12 protein-coding genes and 1 pseudogene are annotated in these 18511 nt (G+C 65.8%); 8 read left to right on the forward strand and 5 right to left on the reverse strand.

Annotation, left to right across the window (positions count from 1 at the left end):
* Positions 1 to 9: 9 nt before the first annotated feature.
* A complete protein-coding gene (locus tag RIA72_RS14155; protein ID WP_350032702.1) occupies positions 10 to 507 on the reverse strand; it encodes a winged helix-turn-helix transcriptional regulator in 498 nt (165 codons plus the stop codon).
* Between the two features lie 100 nt (positions 508 to 607).
* Between RIA72_RS14155 and RIA72_RS14160 the strand changes: the two genes are divergently transcribed.
* Complete coding sequence (locus RIA72_RS14160; RefSeq protein ID WP_350032703.1) at positions 608 to 1252, forward strand: dihydrofolate reductase family protein; 645 nt, start codon at positions 608 to 610, stop codon at positions 1250 to 1252.
* 14 nt (positions 1253 to 1266) lie between these two features.
* Here RIA72_RS14160 and RIA72_RS14165 read toward each other — a convergent pair.
* Positions 1267 to 2055: pseudogene (locus tag RIA72_RS14165) on the reverse strand (N-acetylmuramoyl-L-alanine amidase family protein); the annotation flags it as partial.
* A gap of 769 nt (positions 2056 to 2824) precedes the next feature.
* Between RIA72_RS14165 and RIA72_RS14170 the strand changes: the two are divergent.
* From RIA72_RS14170 to RIA72_RS14195, 6 genes are all read left to right on the forward strand, one after another.
* Complete coding sequence (locus tag RIA72_RS14170) at positions 2825 to 5473, forward strand: Rne/Rng family ribonuclease (protein ID WP_350032705.1); 2649 nt, start codon at positions 2825 to 2827, stop codon at positions 5471 to 5473.
* A 244-nt stretch (positions 5474 to 5717) separates the two neighbouring features.
* Positions 5718 to 7121 (forward strand): M48 family metalloprotease, encoded by a 1404-nt coding sequence (locus tag RIA72_RS14175; protein ID WP_350032706.1) that lies wholly within the window; start codon positions 5718 to 5720, stop codon positions 7119 to 7121.
* 55 nt (positions 7122 to 7176) lie between these two features.
* Positions 7177 to 8787 (forward strand): thioredoxin domain-containing protein, encoded by a 1611-nt coding sequence (locus RIA72_RS14180; RefSeq protein ID WP_350032707.1) that lies wholly within the window; start codon positions 7177 to 7179, stop codon positions 8785 to 8787.
* Between the two features lie 9 nt (positions 8788 to 8796).
* Positions 8797 to 10623: a tetratricopeptide repeat-containing sulfotransferase family protein gene (locus tag RIA72_RS14185; protein ID WP_350032708.1), complete on the forward strand. Its 1827-nt coding sequence runs from the start codon at positions 8797 to 8799 to the stop codon at positions 10621 to 10623.
* A 126-nt stretch (positions 10624 to 10749) separates the two neighbouring features.
* Positions 10750 to 13167, forward strand: a complete 2418-nt coding sequence (locus tag RIA72_RS14190) for a TonB-dependent receptor (protein WP_350032709.1) — start codon at positions 10750 to 10752, stop codon at positions 13165 to 13167.
* 4 nt (positions 13168 to 13171) lie between these two features.
* A complete protein-coding gene (locus RIA72_RS14195) occupies positions 13172 to 14482 on the forward strand; it encodes an amino acid permease (protein WP_350032710.1) in 1311 nt (436 codons plus the stop codon).
* Here the strand turns inward: RIA72_RS14195 and RIA72_RS14200 are convergent.
* Together RIA72_RS14200 and RIA72_RS14205 are read right to left on the reverse strand one after the other, a co-directional pair.
* Positions 14444 to 16060, reverse strand: a complete 1617-nt coding sequence (locus tag RIA72_RS14200) for a phytoene desaturase family protein (protein WP_350032711.1) — start codon at positions 16058 to 16060, stop codon at positions 14444 to 14446. The genes RIA72_RS14195 and RIA72_RS14200 overlap by 39 nt on opposite strands.
* A complete protein-coding gene (locus RIA72_RS14205) occupies positions 16057 to 17223 on the reverse strand; it encodes an aromatic ring-hydroxylating oxygenase subunit alpha (protein WP_350032712.1) in 1167 nt (388 codons plus the stop codon). The genes RIA72_RS14200 and RIA72_RS14205 overlap by 4 nt, the downstream gene beginning before the upstream one ends.
* A gap of 33 nt (positions 17224 to 17256) precedes the next feature.
* Between RIA72_RS14205 and RIA72_RS14210 the strand changes: the two genes are divergently transcribed.
* Positions 17257 to 17859, forward strand: coding sequence for a TetR family transcriptional regulator C-terminal domain-containing protein (locus tag RIA72_RS14210; protein WP_350032713.1), 603 nt, complete (start codon positions 17257 to 17259; stop codon positions 17857 to 17859).
* Positions 17860 to 18055: 196 nt separating this feature from the next.
* Here the strand turns inward: RIA72_RS14210 and RIA72_RS14215 are convergent, their stop codons facing one another.
* Positions 18056 to 18481: an ExbD/TolR family protein gene (locus RIA72_RS14215; protein ID WP_350032714.1), complete on the reverse strand. Its 426-nt coding sequence runs from the start codon at positions 18479 to 18481 to the stop codon at positions 18056 to 18058.
* Positions 18482 to 18511: the final 30 nt, after the last annotated feature.

Below are 18511 nucleotides of genomic sequence, written 5' to 3' on the forward strand. Positions count from 1 at the left end.
TCAAGATTATTATCCGGGGGATCCGCCCTCGACGGCGCGGCGATAGGCTTCGTTCAGCCGCTCGAGTACGCTGTTACCGCCGCACGAGGGCGCGCCCAGATGCAGGGCGCGCAACTCGTCCATAAATGCGTCCCAGAGTGGCGGCCCGCCTTCTTCGAGCAATTGCTGGCGCACCACCATTTCGCGTGTGGCCGAACGGTGCCGCCGACCCCACGCGCCCATGTGGACGAGCAACGGCACCAGCTCGATCGCGCTTGCCGTGAGGCTGTAAACGGCCTTCTGCCGATGGCTCGGATCGTCGGCCTTCGTCAGCAATCCGGCTTCCACCAGCCGCTTCAGCCGGTCGGCGAGAATGTTCGACGCGATTCCTTCGTCCGAGCGCGTCAGCAATTCGCGAAAATGGCGGCGGTTGCCGAACATGATGTCGCGGATGACGATCAGGCTCCAGCGGTCGCCGAGCGTTTCGAGCGTCAGGTTGATCGGGCATCCGGAACGGTGGTCGGTCACACGGCTTTTATAGGCGCGACCAAAACTGCTTGCAACATGCAATCAAGTAAACTAGCAAATCGCAACCGGTTGTTAATTGCAATTACTTAGGAGAAGGCCGATGTCCAAGGTTCGTGTCGCCGCATACAGCGTTTCGCTCGATGGCTATGGGGCCGGCCCCGCGCAAAGCCTGGAGGCTCCGCTCGGCTGGAATGGTGAGCGGCTGCATGACTGGTTCGCCGAGACGCGCTCGTTCCGGGACATGCTCGGCGTCGACAATGGCACCACGGGTGTCGACGATCGTTTCGGCGAACGGAGCATGGCGAATCTGGGCGCGTGGATCATGGGGCGCAACATGTTCGGCCCGGTGCGCGGCGACTGGCCGGACCATGAATGGACGGGCTGGTGGGGCGACAATCCGCCCTATCATGTGCCGGTGTTCGTCCTGACCCATCATCCGCGGCCGCCGGTCACGATGGCGGGCGGAACGGTCTTTCATTTCGTCACCGACGGGATTGCGGCGGCGCTCCACCTCGCGCGCGAAGCCGCGGGCGAGAAGGACATCCGCATCGGCGGCGGCGCGTCGACGGTCCGGCAATATCTGGAGGCCGGCGCGATCGACGAAATGCACCTTGCGGTCGTACCCGTCCTGCTCGGCAGCGGCGAAAGCCTGCTCGCGGGCCTCGACCTGCCCGCCCTCGGCTACCACGTGACCGGCTATACCGCGGGCGAAGGCGCGGCGCACATGATCGTCAACCGGGCCTGAGGTTCGCGCTGCCTCTAACGCCCCGGCGCAGCGATGCGCCGCGCAAAGTGGATCTGCACCGCCTCGCGTACGCCGCGCGCGACCTTTTTCCGGCCCGCGGCCGAGGCGAGGAAGGCCGCGTCGCCCTTGTTGGAAAGGAAACCCGTTTCGAACAGCACCGAAGGCGTGTCGGGCGCCTTGAGCACGACGAAGGAGGCAAAGCGGTGCCCGGTGGTACGAAATTTCACCTCGTCCGACGCTTCGCGCTGGAGCAGGCGGGCAAATTCGGCCGAAGCATTCATCGTTTCGCGCTGCGTGAGGTCGATCAGGATCGACGAAATATCGTCGCCATGCGCGCCCAGATCCACGCCGTTGATGATATTCGCCTTGTTCTCGCGCGCCGCGAGCCGCGCCGCTTCGCGGTCGGAGGCGACTTCGGACAAGGTATAGACCGACGCGCCGCCGGCCTCTTGATTTTCCGCCGCGTCGGCATGGATCGAAATGAACAGGTCGGCCTTCAGCCGCCGCGCGATGCCAAAGCGTTCCTCGAGCACAAGGAAGCGGTCGTCGGCGCGCGTCAGCGCGACGCGAACGCGGCGCGAGGCGACCAGTTCGTCGCGGATCGCGCGCGCGATCGCGAGCGTCACATCCTTTTCGCGGCGTCCATTGTGCGGAGAGATCGCGCCCGGATCATGCCCGCCGTGCCCCGCATCGAGGACCACCAGCGGCAGGCGATCATCGGCCGGCCCCTCGATGCGCGGCAACGGCACCGCAGGCTTCGGCTTACCGATCGGGACGGTGACGCTATAGCGCTTCGTCGGCCGCTGCGCACGAAAGGCAAGCGCAGTCCGCGGCGCGGCCCACAGGCTATCGGCCGCCGCCCCGGTCGCGGGCGGCATTGCCATCAGGCCAAGCAGGACGAGCAGGCTCATGGCGCGTCTATGCCGCCCGCCCCGCCCCGTGGTCCAGCGCTTATTCTAAAAAAACGGACAGGCTTTCGGCACCGGACGAGGATGAATCGCCCGTTAGCAACCGCATGCCCGCCGCACCCGGAGCCGGCCCTCTGCGCGCCGAGGTCGACCCGAACCCTCCATGACATTCTTGCAACAGTTGGCTGCGATCCCCATTTTGACAGCGGTTGTGGTTGCCGTTGGCTCGCGCCGATGCTAGCACCCTTTCACTGACGGCGTTCTTTCCGGTGCCGTCCGGCCTTTTGAGGGGAAGGCCTGGTCCGCGAGATTCGCGGAACATGGCCGCCTTGGCGCCGGACATGCGGGGAAGGGCACGCCTGCCGTCAATCCATCCGGTTGACCGGACAGTCGGGGCGATCGCGAGACGCCCGCCCTGCCCGCCCGCTCACCCGCTAACCAGGTTGATGCCGCATGAGGCTTGCCATGCCCTCTTCTTATCCCGACACGGGCGCGTTTGCCCCGGTCACGGGACGGGAAGACCGCATGCGCGTCCACGACCGGACGCAGGCCGCCTTCGGCAATAACGATTTCTTTCATTTCACCCTTATCCGCCGCGGCCTTCCTTCGGGCAGGTCAGCGGGATTTTTTGATGGCGCGCCGCGGCGCGCTTGGAGTGTTACCAATGACCACGCGCATGTTGATCGACGCGCGGCACCGGGAAGAAACCCGGGTCGCCGTCACCAAGGGAAACCGCATCGAGGAGTTTGATTTCGAGTCCGCCGAGCACAAGCAGCTCAAGGGCAATATCTATCTGGCCAAGGTCACTCGCGTCGAACCGTCGTTGCAGGCGGCGTTCGTCGAATATGGCGGCAATCGCCACGGCTTCCTGGCATTCAGCGAAATCCACCCCGATTATTACCAGATTCCGAAGGAAGACCGCGAAGCGCTGCTCCGCGAGGAGGCCGAGCACGCCGCCGCCGCGGCGCAGCGCGCCGAGGACGACCTCGACGAGCTGGAAGGCGATGTCGCCGATGTCGACGAGCATGACGACGAAAATGGCGACGCCCCCGCACCCGAAACCATCGGCGAAGAAAGCGACGGCGACGAGGATGGCGAAGCCGAGAACGGCGACGACAGCGAAGCCGAAGAGGGCGCAGAGGAAGGCAAGGACAATCGCGGCGACCGCAAGCGCCGTGGCCGCGACGGCCGCAAGGGCCGCGGGCGCGGGCGCGGGCGCCGGGGCGACGACGAGGATGGCGAAAGCCGCATGTCGCTCCGCCGCCGCTACAAGATTCAGGACGTCATCCGCCGCCGCCAGGTGATGCTGGTCCAGGTCGTCAAGGAAGAGCGCGGCAACAAGGGCGCGGCGCTGACCACCTATTTGTCGCTCGCCGGCCGTTATTGCGTGCTGATGCCGAACACGATGCACGGCGGTGGGATCAGCCGCAAGATTTCGAACGGCGCCGATCGCCGCAAGCTGAAGGCGATGATCGACGAGATGAACCTGCCGCCGACGATGGGATGCATCGTCCGCACCGCGGGGATGAGCCGCACCAAGGTCGAGATCAAGCGCGACTTCGACTATCTCGCGCGGCTGTGGGACGAAATCCGCGAAAAGACGCTGGGATCGAGCGCCCCCGCACTGATCCATTCGGACAGCGACCTCGTCAAGCGCGCGATCCGCGACATCTATCACAAAGACATCGAGGAAGTACTCGTCGAGGGCGACGATGGCTATAAGGCCGCCAAGCAGTTTATGAAGCTGCTGATGCCCAGCCACGCGCGGCGCGTGAAACAATATGCCGATCCCGTCTCGCTCTATCAGCGCTACGGTGTCGAGGACCAGCTCGCGGGGATGCTCAATCCCGTCGTCCAGCTGAAATCGGGCGGCTATCTGGTCATCAATCCGACCGAGGCGCTGGTCTCGATCGACATCAACTCGGGCCGGTCGACGCGCGAACATAATATCGAGCAGACCGCGCTCAGCACCAACCTGGAGGCCGCGCACGAAATCGCGCGCCAGCTGCGGCTGCGCGACATGGCCGGGCTGATCGTGATCGACTTTATCGACATGGATCATGGCTCGAACGTCCGCAAGGTCGAGCGCGCGATGAAGGAAGCGCTGAAGAACGATCGCGCGCGCATCCAGGTCGGCCGCATTTCGGGCTTTGGCCTGATGGAAATGAGCCGCCAGCGGCTGCGCACCGGCGTACTCGAAGCCTCGACGCGCCCCTGCCCGCATTGCGAAGGAACCGGCCTTGTCCGAACCGCGAGCTCGGCGGGGCTCAGCGCACTGCGCCTGATCGAAGAGGAGGCCGCCCGCGGCAAAGGCAGCAAGATCACGCTGCGCGCGAGCCAGGAAGCGACTTTCTACCTGCTCAACGAAAAGCGCCGCGAACTCCACGACATCGAGGAACTCTACGGCGTCAGCGTGGAAATCCTGCCCGACGGCGAGACCGAGGGCGCGCGCATGGCGATCGAGGTCGGCGGCCCGCCGCCCACCCAGCGCCGCAGCTTTGCCCCGATCGAACCCATTGAGGACGAGGACGACGACATCCCCGAAGAGGCGGATGAAGACGAAGAGGAAGCGGCCGAAGAGCGTCCGCGTTCGCGCGATCGCGAAGAAAGCGAAGGCGATGGCGAAGGCCGCAAGCGCCGCCGCCGCCGTCGGCGTGGCCGTCGCGGCCGCCGTGACGAGGAAGGCGCCGAGGTCGGTGACAGCGACGCCGCGGAGGATGGCGAGACCGGCGCGGTTGCCGACGCCGGTACCGCCGAAGACGCCGCACCGGCCGAAGCCGAAGCGCCCGCTCCGGCAGAGGATGACGCCGAAGCCCCCGTCAAGAAGCCGCGCCGCCGCGGCGGGCGCGGGCGCAAAAAGGCCGACGAGGCAGACGGCGGAACCGAGGCCGAAGCACCGGCAACCGAACCGGCACCCGAACCCGCGTCGGTCGAGGAAGCCGAGGCACCCGTGGCCGAGGAAAAGCCGAAGCGCAAACGCGCGCCGCGCAAGACCAAGGCTACGCTGGCGGCTGAAGCCGAGACCGCTGCTGCGGCCGAAGCCCCGGCCACCGATGCTCCCGTCGCTGATGCACCGGCCGAAGCCCCTGCACCCGATGCTCCCGCCGCCGATGCACCGGCCGAAGCCGAAACGCCCAAGCCCGCACCGAAAAAGCGCGCGAGCCGCGCAAAGAAGGCCGTGGCTGCCGAAGCGAGTAGCGCCCCGGCAACCGAGAGCGAGGCACAGCCCGTGGCTGCCGACGCGGGCGACGGCAGCGAAGGCGCGGACAGCGAACCGCGCCGCGGCTGGTGGCAGCGTACTTTCGGCAATTGATGCGCCGCACCGGGTAAAATTCCGTGTGTCCCCGCGAAGGCGGGGACACATTTCCGATGGTTTGATTTTGGACCCGCCGGGGATGGCCCCCCGCCTGCACGGGGGTACACGGCGTACGGCAACAGCCAGGCACGGCGGCCCATCGCGGAAATCGCACGCCGACCTTGCGCCGCCGCGCGCGCAGTCCCAATAAGCCTCTATGGCTTCACTCGGGGTTCAGACGCACGGCGCAAGATGGGCGGCGATGACCGTATCTCCGCCGCGACCCGCATCGGGGACGCAAAAGCTGCGTCCCTTTTTCCGTATCCTGCTGACCCTGTTCGCGATGATGCTGGTCGCGGTGCGGCCGGCGGCGGCGCAGTCGATCCTGCGCGATGCCGAGACCGAGGCACTGTTCCAGGACATGATGGACCCGCTCACCGTCGCGGCGGGGCTTCAGCCGGGGCAGGTGCGCGTGCACCTGCTCGGCGACCGCAGCATCAACGCCTTTGTCGCGGGGAGCCAGGATATTTACGTGTTCAGCGGGCTGATCGAGGCCGCCGACAGCGCCGAAGAGGTCCAGGGCGTGCTCGCGCACGAACTGGGGCATGTGATGGGCGGCCACGCCATCCGCATCAACGACGGCGCGAGCGCTGCATCGAGCATTTCGCTGCTCAGCCTGCTGCTTGGCGCCGCAGCGATTGCGGCGGGCGGCGGCGAGGCCGGCATGGGCATTATGATGGCGGGGCAGCAGGCGGCGCTCGGAAAATTCCTGGCGTTCAGCCGTGTGCAGGAATCGACCGCCGACGCGGCTGGCGCGCAATATCTGTCGACGGCGGGAATCAGCGGGCGGGGCAGTCTCGCCTTTTTCAAGAAGCTCCAGAATCTGGAGTTCCGCTACGGGATCAAGCAGGACGACGATCAAGCCTATGGCCGCACGCACCCGATGTCGGGCGACCGCATTCAGACATTGCGCGAAGTCTATGTCGTCGATCCCGCGTGGGACAAGCCCGCCGACCCGGCGATCGAAAAGCGGTTTCAGCGCATCAAGGCGAAATTATCGGGCTATATGGCCGAACCCGAGCGGACGCTGCGCAAATTTCCCGAAAGCGATCGCAGCATCCCGGCGCGCTATGCCCGCGCCTATGCCTGGCACAAGAGCGCCTATCCGCAAAAAGCATTGGCAGAGGTCGAAGGCCTGCTCGCGGCCGATCCCGACGATCCCTATTTCCTTGAGCTCGAAGGACAGATCCTGCTCGAATCGGGGCGCCCCGGCGAAGCCATTCCGGCGCTGCGCAAGGCGGTCGCCCAATCGCGCTCGCAACCGCTGATCGCTGCCACGCTGGGCCATGCGCTGATCGCAACCGAGGATCCGGCCAATTATGCCGAGGCCGAAAAGGTTCTGAAAACCGCGGTCGCGCTCGACAACCGAAATCCCTTTGCCTGGTACCAGCTCGGCATCGTCTACGCGAACAAGGGCGATCAGGCACGCGCCGCGCTCGCTTCGGCCGAGCGCTATAATCTCGAGGGTAGACAGCCGGCGCTGGCACTGCGTAATGCCGAAATGGCGATGCAGGGCCTGCCCCAGGGATCGCCCGACTGGATCCGTGCACAGGATATTTCGCTCGTGGCCCGTGCCGAGGTGGAACGGACACGCAAACGGCGCTAGATTCAAGGCAACAAGGCGGGACCGCATCGCCAATACCGATGCGCAAGGGCAACAAGTGACAGAGAATAAAGACGAATATTATCAGCCGTGGTTGCGCGACCCGACGCCGACGCCCGGTATGGGCAGCCCGCAGCCGGGCGAAGGATTGGCGAAGCCCGCGGAAGAACCGCCGGTCGGTATCGACCTGACACGATACAGCCGCCCCGAAAAGCCGCGCGGCGAACCGCTGATGAAGCCCGAAGCGATCCGGGCGGGCGCGGCGCGGCTATGGGACGGCGCTAGAAGCGCCGCGGAAGCCTTTGCCGACTGGACGATCCGCGTCGGCGAACGCGCCGACATCCCCGCGCGGGTCGAGGCGATGGAAATCCCGCGCCGTTTGCGCGAAGCGACTGCGCGCGCGGGCGCCGCGACCGCAAGCGCCGGGCGCGCGGCGGGGCGTGGATCGGCGCGCGCGGGTCGCGCCGCCGCACAGGCCGGCTCGGCCGCCTGGGCGAAGCTGGCGCTCGCCGACAAGGCACGAAAGCTTTCGAATGACGCGGGGCGCGGGCTTGGTGCGGTCGCCGGAAAGACCAGGGCGGGGGTTGCCGACATCGCCAAGGCGGGCAGCGACAGCCTGCGCGAACAATTGGGCGAAGCCGCAACGAAGCTGCGCCCGGCGCCGCGCGAGGAATTGGTGCCGCCGCCATCGGGACTCGATCAATTGCTGGCGCGCGAGAAAGCCGAAGTCGAAGCGAGGGCGCCGGCCGCGCCCGACCTGCCGCTGTTTGCCGCCGAAGCCGCCTTGCCTCCGGTTGCAGAACCGGAGCCCAAAGCCGCCGATCGCGCGGCGGCGGGCATAATGGACGGGGATGACCGTTCGCCATTGCCGGGAAAACCAGCGACACGTAACAAAGCCACGACGACGGGTCGGCTACCCGAATGGAAGGGGACAGACATGGGGGGTGGCTCGATGCGTCTCTGGGCGTTCGTGGGGGGCGGCGTCCTGCTGCTCGCGCTGGCCTTCTGGCTCGGCGGGCGCCTGGGCGGCGGGCTGAGCAAGAGCGAGGTCGAAACCGTCGTCGCCGATTATATCAAGGCAAATCCGCAGATCATTCCCGAAGCCTTGGAAGCGCAGCGCGGCCGCGAAATTGCGAGAGCCATCGACGCCGTGCGCCCTGCGCTCGAAAAACCCTATGCCGGCGCGTGGGCGGGCAACGCCGACGGCGACGTCACGATGGTGGTGTTCACCGACTATGCCTGCGGTTTCTGCCGCGCGAGCGTGCCCGACGTCGACCGGCTGCTGCGCGAGGACAAGCGGCTGAAGGTCGTGTTCCGCGAATTGCCGATCATCGCGCCGCAAAGCCGCGACGCCGCGATCATGGCGCTCGCCGCCGCGCGGCAGGGCAAATATGACGCCTTCCACCACGCGATGTTCGCCGCCAGCTCGCTCGGCCCCGACGCGATTGCCGCCGCGGCCGCGCGCGCCGGCGTCGTCACCGACGGCAGCGCCGACGCGACCGCGAACGAGGCATTGTTCCAACGCGAGATCGACAGCAATATGGCGATCGCGACCCAGCTCCAGCTCAACGCCACGCCGACCTGGATCGTCGGCGATCAGTTGCTGCAAGGGCAGGTCGGCTATGACGTTTTGCGGCAGGCCGTCGCCAAAGCCCGAAGCGCGAGCTGAGGCACGGCATTGGCGACGGTCACGCATGACGCGGCACTCGCCAACGCCCGCCGGCTGCTGAATGGCGAGCCCGCTGCCGCGCTCGAACAGGCGCGCGCGATCGTCGCCGCGGTGCCGACATCGGCGGCGGCGCACCGGATCGCGGCCGAAGCGCTGCGGCGGCTCGGCCGCAAAGGCGAAGCCGCCGACGCCGCGCTCGCCGCGGTCGGCGCCGCCGTCCATGACGAAGCGATGATCGATGCAGCGCTGGCGCTCGCCGAAAACCGCCTGCCCGATGCCGAAGCGGCGCTGCGCGCGCGGCTGAGGGACGATCCGACCGACATCGCGGCGATCCGTATGCTCGCCGAAGTCGCGGGGCGGATCGGCCGCTATGGCGATGCCGAAAAGCTGCTGTCACGGGCGCTGGACCTCGCACCGGGTTTCGGCGCGGCGCGCGCCAATCTGGCGACCGCGCTGTATAAGCAGAATCGTTATGCCGAAGCGGTCGAAGCGCTCGACGCGGTAATGGCGGGCGATCCCGACAACCCGGCGCACGCGAACCTCAAGGCCGCCGCGCTCGGGCGGATCGGCGGTTATGACGAAGCGATCGCGCTCTATGCCGCGCTCGTCGAGCGCTTTCCCGGCCATGCAAAGCTCTGGATGAGCTACGGCCATATGCTGAAAACCGTCGGGCGACAGGACGACAGCATCGCCGCCTATCGCCGCGGGCTTGATGCCGAGCCGGGCTTGGGCGAAATCTGGTGGAGCCTCGCCAATCTCAAGACGGTTCGTTTCGCGGAAGCGGACCGGCAGGCAATGGAGGCGGCGCTCACCGCGGCCGACCCAGCCGATGCCGCGCGCGAGGACGACCGGCTGCACCTGCATTTCGCGCTCGGCAAGGCCTATGACGATGCGCGCGACCATGGGGCGGCGTTTCGCCATTATGAAGCGGGCAACGCGATCCGCGCGGGCCAACTTGGCTATGATACCGCCGACACACGCGCGGTGGTGGATGCCGCAATCGCGACCTGCACCGCCGGTTTTTTTGCCGAACGCGCAGGACAGGGCGACCCCAGCCCCGATCCCGTGTTCATCCTGGGTATGCCGCGCGCGGGATCGACGCTGATCGAACAGATCTTGGCGAGCCATTCGGCGATCGAGGGGACGATGGAGCTGCCCGACATCCCCGCGATCGCGCTCGGCCTTGGCCGCGAGGCGAAAGGCGAAGGCCGTCATTGGGTCGCCGCGCTCGCCGAAGCGCCCCCCGACGCGCTCGCCGAAATGGGCGCCGCCTTTCTGCGCCGCACCGCGGTGCAGCGCAAAACCGCCAAGCCCTTCTATATCGACAAGCTGCCGAACAACTGGCTGTACGTGCCGTTGATCCGGCTGATCCTGCCCAACGCGAAAATCATCGACGCCCGGCGCCACCCGCTCGATTGCTGCTGGTCGAACTTTCGGCAGCATTTCGCCAAGGGACAGGCGTTCAGCTATCGCCTGTCCGACATGGGCGCCTATTACCGCGACTATGTGCGGTTGATGGCGCATCTCGATGACGTGCAGCCGGGGCGCGTGCACCGCGTGATTCACGAGGCGCTGCTGGACGATCCCGAAGCCGAAGTGCGCGCGATGCTCGCTTTCCTCGGCCAGCCGTTCGAGGAGGAGTGCATGGCGTTCCACGCCAATGCGCGCGCGGTGCGCACCGCGTCGAGCGAGCAGGTCCGCCGCCCGATCAACCGCGACGGCGTCGGCCAATGGCAACCCTATGCCGAATGGCTGGGGCCGCTTGAGGACGCGCTGGGCCCGGTTCTGAGCGCCTATCCGGCAATTCCCGACGCGTATCGCGGCATCGCAAGCTGAATTCGTTGCCTTTGGGCAACATCTCGCGACATTTTCGACCAGCGGGCAAGCGCACCGACGAACTGGACTTGCGCTGGGACGGCGCGGCGTCATTCTCCGTCATATAAATGTCAATAGGGGGCCATTATGCGGAACATGAAAGCATTGCTGACGCGGAACGGCGCCATGCTGCTCGGCACCACCATGATTTGTACGTCGGGAACGGCGCTGGCACAGCAGGCCGTCAATACCGGCGGCGACAGCGATATTGTCGTCACGGCATCGAAGCGCGCGGAAAATCTGCAGGACGTCCCGCTGGCGATCACCGCGATCGGCAACGAACGGCTGGGCGAATTGCAGGTCAAGGAATTTCAGGACGTCGTCAAATTCCTGCCGTCGGTGACGATCCAGACGCTCGCGCCGGGGTTCAGTCAGATCTATTTCCGCGGCGTTGCGTCGGGGGAGAATGCCAACCATTCGGCATCGCTGCCGACGGTCGGCACTTATTTGGACGAAATGCCGATCACGACGATTCAGGGCGCGCTCGACATCCACGCCTATGACCTTGCGCGCGTCGAGGCGCTCGCGGGGCCGCAGGGCACGCTCTATGGCGCGAGCTCGATGGCGGGCACGATCAAGCTCGTCACCAACCAGCCCGACACCAGCGGCACCTATGGCTCGCTGGGGCTCGAACTCAACAGTGTGACGCGCGGCGGCATCGGCGGCGTCGCCGAAGGTTTCGTCAACGCCCCGCTCGGCGAGCGCGCCGCGCTGCGCCTCGTCGGCTGGTATCGCCACGATGCGGGTTATATCGACAATATCGCGGGCAGCCGCACCTATCCGTCGAGCGGGATCACGCAGGACAATGCCGCATTCGTCGAAAAGGATTATAACGACGTCGACACCTATGGCGCGCGCCTTGCGCTCGGCATCGACCTCGACGACGACTGGACGGTGCGCCCGACACTGATGGGACAGGTGCAGAAGGCGAATGGCAGCTTTGCACAGGAGCGCTCGACCGCGGTGACGCGCAAGTTGCAGACGGTGCAATATAACCCGGAACGCAGCGACGACAAATGGATCCAGGCGGCGCTGACGATCGAGGGCAAGATCGGCAGCTGGGATCTGACCGCGACCGGCGGGCATCTGCGGCGCAAGACAACGACCGAGAGCGACTATTCGGACTATGCCTATTTCTATGACGCACTCTATGGCTATGGCGCCTATTTTTATGACAACAACGGCGACCTGGTAAATCCGAACCAATATATCCAGGGTGTCGACCGCTATAAGCGCAGCTTTGCCGAACTGCGCATCGCCTCCCCCGCCGACGCGCGCATCCGCTTTATCGGCGGGCTGTTCTGGCAGCGTCAGTCGCACAATATCGAACAGAATTACATTATCGACGATATTGCCGATTCGATCACCGTTACCGGGACCGACAGCAATATCTGGCTGACCAAGCAGCTGCGCATCGACCGCGACTATGCGGCGTTCGGCGAAATCAGTTTCGACATCACCGACAAGCTGACGCTGACGGGCGGCGGGCGCGTGTACAAATTCGACAACAGCCTGGTCGGATTTTTCGGCTATTCGGCGGGCTTTTCGAGCCGCACGGGCGAGGCGGCCTGTTTTGCGGGGCCGGTCGTTTCGGGATCGCCGTGCACCAACCTCGACAAGAGCACGAGCGACACCGATTTCATCCACAAGCTGAACCTGACCTACAAGATCACCGACGATGTCATGGTCTATGGCACCTGGTCGCGCGGCTTCCGCCCCGGCGGCATCAACCGACGCGGTAACTTGCCGCCCTATGGTCCCGACACGCTCGACAATTATGAATTCGGCTGGAAAACCAGCTTTGGTCCGGTGCGCTTCAACGGCGCCATTTATCAGGAGGATTGGAACAATATCCAGCTGTCCTTCCTCGGCGCGAACGGGCTGACCGAAATCCGCAACGCGGGCATCGCGCGCATTCGCGGGATCGAGGCGGACCTGAGCTACCGTCAGGGCGGCTTCACGCTCAGCCTCGGCGGCAGCTACAATGATGCAACGATCCGCCGCGATTTCTGCCGCATCGCCAACGCCGATTTTGACTGCTCGATCGACGTCGATTTCGACGACAGCGGCGCGATCGATCAGCCGAACGAGATGAACGACACACTCGCGCCGCGCGGATCGCGCCTGCCCGTCACCGCGAAGTTCAAGGGCAATGCCGTCGCACGCTACGAATGGCCGATGGGCGACATGAACGCGCACGTCCAGTTCGCGGTGAACCATGTCGGCAAGCGGCGGTCCGACCTCAGGCCGTTCGAGAACGGCATCGTCGGCAATTTCAAGGCCTATACCACCGCCGACCTCAGCATCGGGGTCAAGGGCGAGGGATGGAGCGCCGAGGCCTTTGCGACCAACTTGTTCAACAGCAACGGCGTCATCAACAGCGCGGTCCAGTGCGGCGAATCGATCTGCGGCGACCCCGACGGGATCAGCAACACGGGCGGCGTCTTTTACGACAATGTCATCCGCCCGCGACTGATCGGGATCAAGGTAGCCAAGGACTTCTGACCGGGTGACTGCGCCCGCCAATCGCGACGAAGGGCCGCGCCGCAAGCTCGGCCTTTCGATGGCGATCGCGCTCGTCATGGGCAATATGATCGGATCGGGGGTCTTCCTGCTCCCGGCCAGCCTCGCGCCCTTCGGCTGGAACGGCGTCGCCGGCTGGGCGATCACGATCGGGGGCGCGCTCGCGCTCGCCTTCGTTCTCGCGCGGCTGACCGTCGCCCACCCCGACGCGGGCGGGCCGACCGGGTTCGTCGAGCGCGCCTTTGGCCGCATCCCCAGCTTTATGATCGGTTGGGCCTATTGGGTGTCGGTGTGGACTGCGAACGTCACGCTGGCGGTCGCGGCGGTGAGCTTCCTCAGCCTGTTCGTCCCCGTGCTGGGACAGCATATGGCGCTGTCGACGATCGCGCTGATCTGGATCGTGACCGCGATCAACTGGCGCGGCGCGCGCGCGGCGGGGCAGTTCCAGATCGCGACGATGCTGATCAAGCTGATCCCGCTCGTCACCGTCATCGTCCTGATCCCCGTCGCCTTCGGCCGCAGCGAGCCGGTCGCGCTCACCCCCTTTCCCGCCGAAGGGCTGTCGCTCGCGGCGGTGAGCGGGTCGGCGATCCTGACCCTGTGGGCGCTGCTCGGCTTTGAATCGGCGAGTGTCGCCGCCGACAAGGTCGACAATCCGGCGGTCACTATCCCGCGCGCGACGATCATCGGCACGCTCGCGACGGGCATATTATATCTCATCGTCTGTTCGGCGATCGCGCTGATGCTGCCCGCGGCCGAGGTTGCCCGGTCACAGGCGCCCTTCTCGCTGTTTGTCGAAACCTGGTGGGCGCGCGAGCCGGCACTGTTCATCGCCGCCTTTGCCGCGGTGAGCGCGCTCGGTACGCTGAACGGCTGGACGCTGATCCAGGCCGAACTGCCCGCGACGCTGGCGCGGCAGGGTCTGCTGCCCGCCTGGTGGGCGCGCCAGAATCGTCACGGCACACCCGCCGCGGCGCTGCTGCTGTCGAGCGCGATCGCCACCGGCTGCGTGATCCTCAACAACAATAAGTCGACGAGCGAGATGTTCACCTTCATGGCGGTGCTCTCGACCTCGGTGACGCTCTGGCTCTACCTCGCTTGCGCCGCCGCCGCGCTCCGGCTGCGCGTCGCGGTCCCGGTGGCGCTGGTCGGCCTTGCCTATGCGCTGTGGACGCTGTGGGGTGCAGGGCTGGGCGTGAGCGCGCTCAGTATCGTGCTGATGGCGGCGGGGTTGCCGCTTTACGTCTGGACCCGCCTGTCAGCGCCAGCGCGGCGCGAAGAGCCCCCGGTCGCGTAGAATCACCTGCGCAGCATTATGCCCCGGCGCGCCGGTGACGCCGCCGCCGGGATGCGTGCCTGCGCCGCACATATAAAGCCCCTTCACCGGCCCGCGGTAGCCGCCGTTGCCGAGCACGGGGCGCGCGGCCCACAGCTGGTCGAGGCTCATATTGCCGTGCATGATGTCGCCGCCGACGAGGCCGAATTTGCGTTCGAGCCCTTTGGGCGACAGGCGCGTCTGGGCGATGATGCTCGCGCGGAAACCCGGCGCATATTTTTCAACCGTGTCGATGATGCAGTCGGCCGCCGCTTCTTCTTCATCGTCCCAGTCGCGTCCGTCGGGGAGTTCGGGGGCGAATTGCTGGCAGAAGAGGCTGGCGACGTGGGCGCCCGCGGGCGCCAGGCTGTCGTCGACGGTCGAGGGGATCAGCATCTCGACGATCGGTGCCTTCGACCAGCCGTGCGCCTTTGCGTCGAGGAAGGCGCGGTCCATATAATCGAGCGTCGGCGCGAGGATGATCCCCGACTGGTGATGCTCGCCGGGTTCCGGAAGGCAGCTGAATTTTGGCAGTTCGCTCAGCGCGACATTCATGCGGAAAGTGCCGCTTCCTGCCTTGAAGCCCTTGATCCGGCGTACGAAGTCGGCGGGCAGATCGCTCGCATCCATCAAGCGTTCGTAAAGCAGCTTGGGGCCGACATTGGCGATCACGCGCGCCGCGGCGATCTCTTCTCCGCCGGCGAGCTTGACGCCGACCGCCTTGCCGCCGTCGACGAGCACTTTCGCCACCGGGCTCTCAAGACGGATATCGACGCCATGATCGCGGCAGACTTTCGCCATGATCTCGGTGATCCGGCCCATGCCGCCGACGCTGTGGCCCCACGCGCCCTTCTTGCCGTTTACCTCGCCAAAGACATGGTGGAGGAGGACATAGGCGCTGCCCGGCGTGTCGGGGCTCGCATAATTGCCGACGACCGCATCGAAACCGAAGGCCGCCTTGACCGCCTCGCTTTCGAACCAGCTATCCAGCATCGTGCGCGCCGATTTGGTGAACAGGTCGAGGACGTCGCGCTGCTGTTCGAGGCTGAGACCCGCGAAGCGCCGCCCCTGCCGCGCGCCATCCACAAGCGTGCGCAGCCCCTCGCCGACATTGGGCGGGACACGCAGCGCCAGGTCGCGGAGAAGTTCGGCGACATTTTCGAGCGCGTCATAATAGCCGGGCAGCGTCTCGGCATCGCGCGCGCTGAATTTGCGGAATTCGGCCTGCGTGCGATCGAGCCCGCCGCCGAGCTTCAGATAACCTGCCCCAGAATCGTTGGCGTCCTGCGGCAGGAAATTGCTGATCGGCCGCTCGATCACGCGATAGCCATGGCCGGCGAGCTTCATGTCCGCGATCACCTTCGGCTGGAGCAGGCTGACGGTGTAGCTCGCGACCGAATTGCGGAAGCCCGGCGCGAACTCCTCGGTCACGGCGGCGCCGCCGACGACGTCGCGCGCCTCGACGATGCAGACCTTCAGTCCCGCTTTCGCAAGATAGAAGGCGCAGACGAGGCCGTTGTGGCCGGCGCCGATAATCAGCGCATCATATGCTTTGGTCATACTTTGCTCCAACCGGCGGCGGGCGCATGTTCCAGCCGGGCTTCGGGGATGATCTCGCGCATCCGCGCGCAGAAATGCTTGAGGCAGACTTCCTTGTCGCTGAGCGGGCCCGTCGAAAAGCTCTTCGACGCCATGCCCTGCTGCACGCGGGTGATCAGCGCGGTGTCCTCGGCATTGACCTGGCGATTGATGCGCCAGTTGAGATAGCGCGCGGCGCGCATCTCCCGCCGGTCGTCGGGGAGGACATAGCTGATTTCGCGGATCAGACAGCTTGTCGGACCCATCGGCAGCCACTGCATGAAATCGACCTGATCGGGATAGATGTCGAAGGCGACATTGGGCCACAGCTTGAAATAGAGCCAGTGTCGCTGCCGGTTGGCGGGAAGGTGCGGGACGGGTGGCAACAACCGCTGATACAGACGCTCGGACCAGTTCGCCGACGGACGATCGACCAGGTCGCCCCACATGCGATCGACACGGTCCTCCGCCTCGACACCATAGCTTTTGCCGAACAGGCGGGTGAGGCCGGGGTGGGCTACGGGGATATGCAGCCCGTCCGAATAATTGTCGCCGACATTCTTCCAGTTGACCTCGCGCGGGCGGAGCGTGACACGGCCGAGCGCGCCGAGTTCGTCGAAGCGATAGGGTTCGACCATCGCTTCATAGGGGGCCATCATATGCGCGACCGACGGGCCGTCGTCGTCGTCGAGGCGGACGAACCAGAAGCCGCGCCATTGCTCGGCCTCGACCGCCACCAGCCCCGCCCGGCTCTTGTCGAGCGTCGGATAGCTCGCCGAATCGGGCACCCCCGTCAACCGGCCATCGAGTTCGTACGTCCAGGCATGATAGGGGCAGACAAGCTTCTTCGCGCACCCCGCCGCGCCGTCGACCAGGCGCGAGCCGCGGTGGCGGCAGACGTTGGTAAAGGCACGAACGGCGCGGTCGGTTCCGCGCACCAGGATGACGCTTTCACCACAATAATCGATGCTGTGCCAGTCACCGGCGTTCGCAATGTCGCTGTCGTGGCAGACGACCTGCCAGCTGGGGCGAAAGATGCGCGCCATTTCGGCCGCATAAAAATCCGGGTCGCTATAGGTCCATGCCGGGAGCGACCAGCCGTCGAGCGGGTCGATGTTGTCGAAGGTGTCGCGCAGCGTTGCCATGAGCCCATCCTTGTTGTACATTTGTATAACAATATGACTGCCGTTCGCCAAGCCTTTACGCGCGAGAGCGCCGATGCCCGCCGCGCGGCCCTGATCGATGCGACCGCGGCGTGTCTGGCCCAAACGGGGCTCGCCGGGACCAATGTTCGCGCGATCTGCAAAAAGGCGGGGGTCTCGCCTGGGCTGCTGCGCCATTATTTCGACGGCATCGACGATCTGGTCGCCGCGACCTATCAGGCAACGAGCGACCGGATGGACAGGGTTTTCGCGGACGCGGTGGCAGCGGCGGGCCGCGATCCCCGCACACGGCTGTCGGCATATCTGACCGCAAGCTTTCGACCGCCGGTGACGGACCCCGAACTGCTCGGTGCATGGACGGCCTTCTGGGCGCTGGCGCGGAGCGACGCGCGCATGGCCGACATTCACGCGAACAGTTATGCCGGTTATCGCGCGCGGCTGACCGATCTGCTGACCGCGTGCGACGCGGCCGACGCGGGGCGGCTGGCGATCCTGCTCACCGCGATGGTCGACGGGCTGTGGCTCGAACTGTCGCTCGATGCGACGAGTTTCGGTGCCGATGCGGCAGCCGAGATGATCGAGCGCGCATTGACGGCGCTGCTGCCACCGCAAAGATGAGCGAGTGTCGCCCGCGCCGTCGGCGCAAGAGGCCCCTCCACAACCGCTCGCGGCGGCGGCCCCCGTCCCCATGCCTGCGGCACGGGAAGGCGCATCGCCGCAATCGGAGGGTTTCAGACCTTGTTCCGAGCCAAAGCAAAGGGGCCGCGAATTGCTTCGCGGCCCCCTGTCTTGCCTGACGGCTTCCGATCAGCGATCAGAAGACGCGGGCATATTGTTCGTTGCCGACGAAGCCGAGCTTGCCGACGCCGCTGCGCTTGATCACCGCCATGACATTGTCGACGACGATGTAGCGTGCGAAGGGATCGGGTTGGACCTGCAGTTCGGGTTCGACCGGCAGCGCCTTGGTCTGTTCCAGATATTGCGCAAGCTGCGCAAGGTCGACCGGCGTTCCGTTCCAGGTGATCGTCCCGGCGGGATCGATCATCACCTTGTTCTTTTCCGGGTCGACGTTGCTCGCGTCGTTGTTCGGAATCGGAAGGTCGATCTTCACCGCGTGGGTCTGGACCGGGATGGTGATGATGAACATGATGAGAAGCACGAGCATGACGTCGATGAGCGGCGTCGTGTTCATGTCCATCATCGGTTCATTATCGTCCCGATCTCCAACAGCCATGGACATAGGCTTATTCCTTCATATCTGGGCGAGCCG

Origin of the sequence: Sphingopyxis sp. (assembly GCF_040216815.1) — a bacterium.
GTDB lineage: Bacteria > Pseudomonadota > Alphaproteobacteria > Sphingomonadales > Sphingomonadaceae > Sphingopyxis.

Excerpts from the sequence above, each read along its gene's own strand:
- RIA72_RS14160 (WP_350032703.1), top strand. The coding sequence starts at position 608 with ATGTCCAAGGTTCGTGTCGCCGCATACAGCGTTTCGCTCGATGGCTAT.
- RIA72_RS14170 (WP_350032705.1), top strand. The coding sequence starts at position 2,825 with ATGACCACGCGCATGTTGATCGACGCGCGGCACCGGGAAGAAACCCGG.
- RIA72_RS14175 (WP_350032706.1), top strand. The coding sequence starts at position 5,718 with ATGACCGTATCTCCGCCGCGACCCGCATCGGGGACGCAAAAGCTGCGT.
- RIA72_RS14190 (WP_350032709.1), top strand. The coding sequence starts at position 10,750 with ATGCGGAACATGAAAGCATTGCTGACGCGGAACGGCGCCATGCTGCTC.
- RIA72_RS14200 (WP_350032711.1), bottom strand. The coding sequence starts at position 16,060 with ATGACCAAAGCATATGATGCGCTGATTATCGGCGCCGGCCACAACGGC.
- RIA72_RS14205 (WP_350032712.1), bottom strand. The coding sequence starts at position 17,223 with ATGGCAACGCTGCGCGACACCTTCGACAACATCGACCCGCTCGACGGC.
- RIA72_RS14210 (WP_350032713.1), top strand. The coding sequence starts at position 17,257 with ATGACTGCCGTTCGCCAAGCCTTTACGCGCGAGAGCGCCGATGCCCGC.
- RIA72_RS14215 (WP_350032714.1), bottom strand. The coding sequence starts at position 18,481 with ATGTCCATGGCTGTTGGAGATCGGGACGATAATGAACCGATGATGGAC.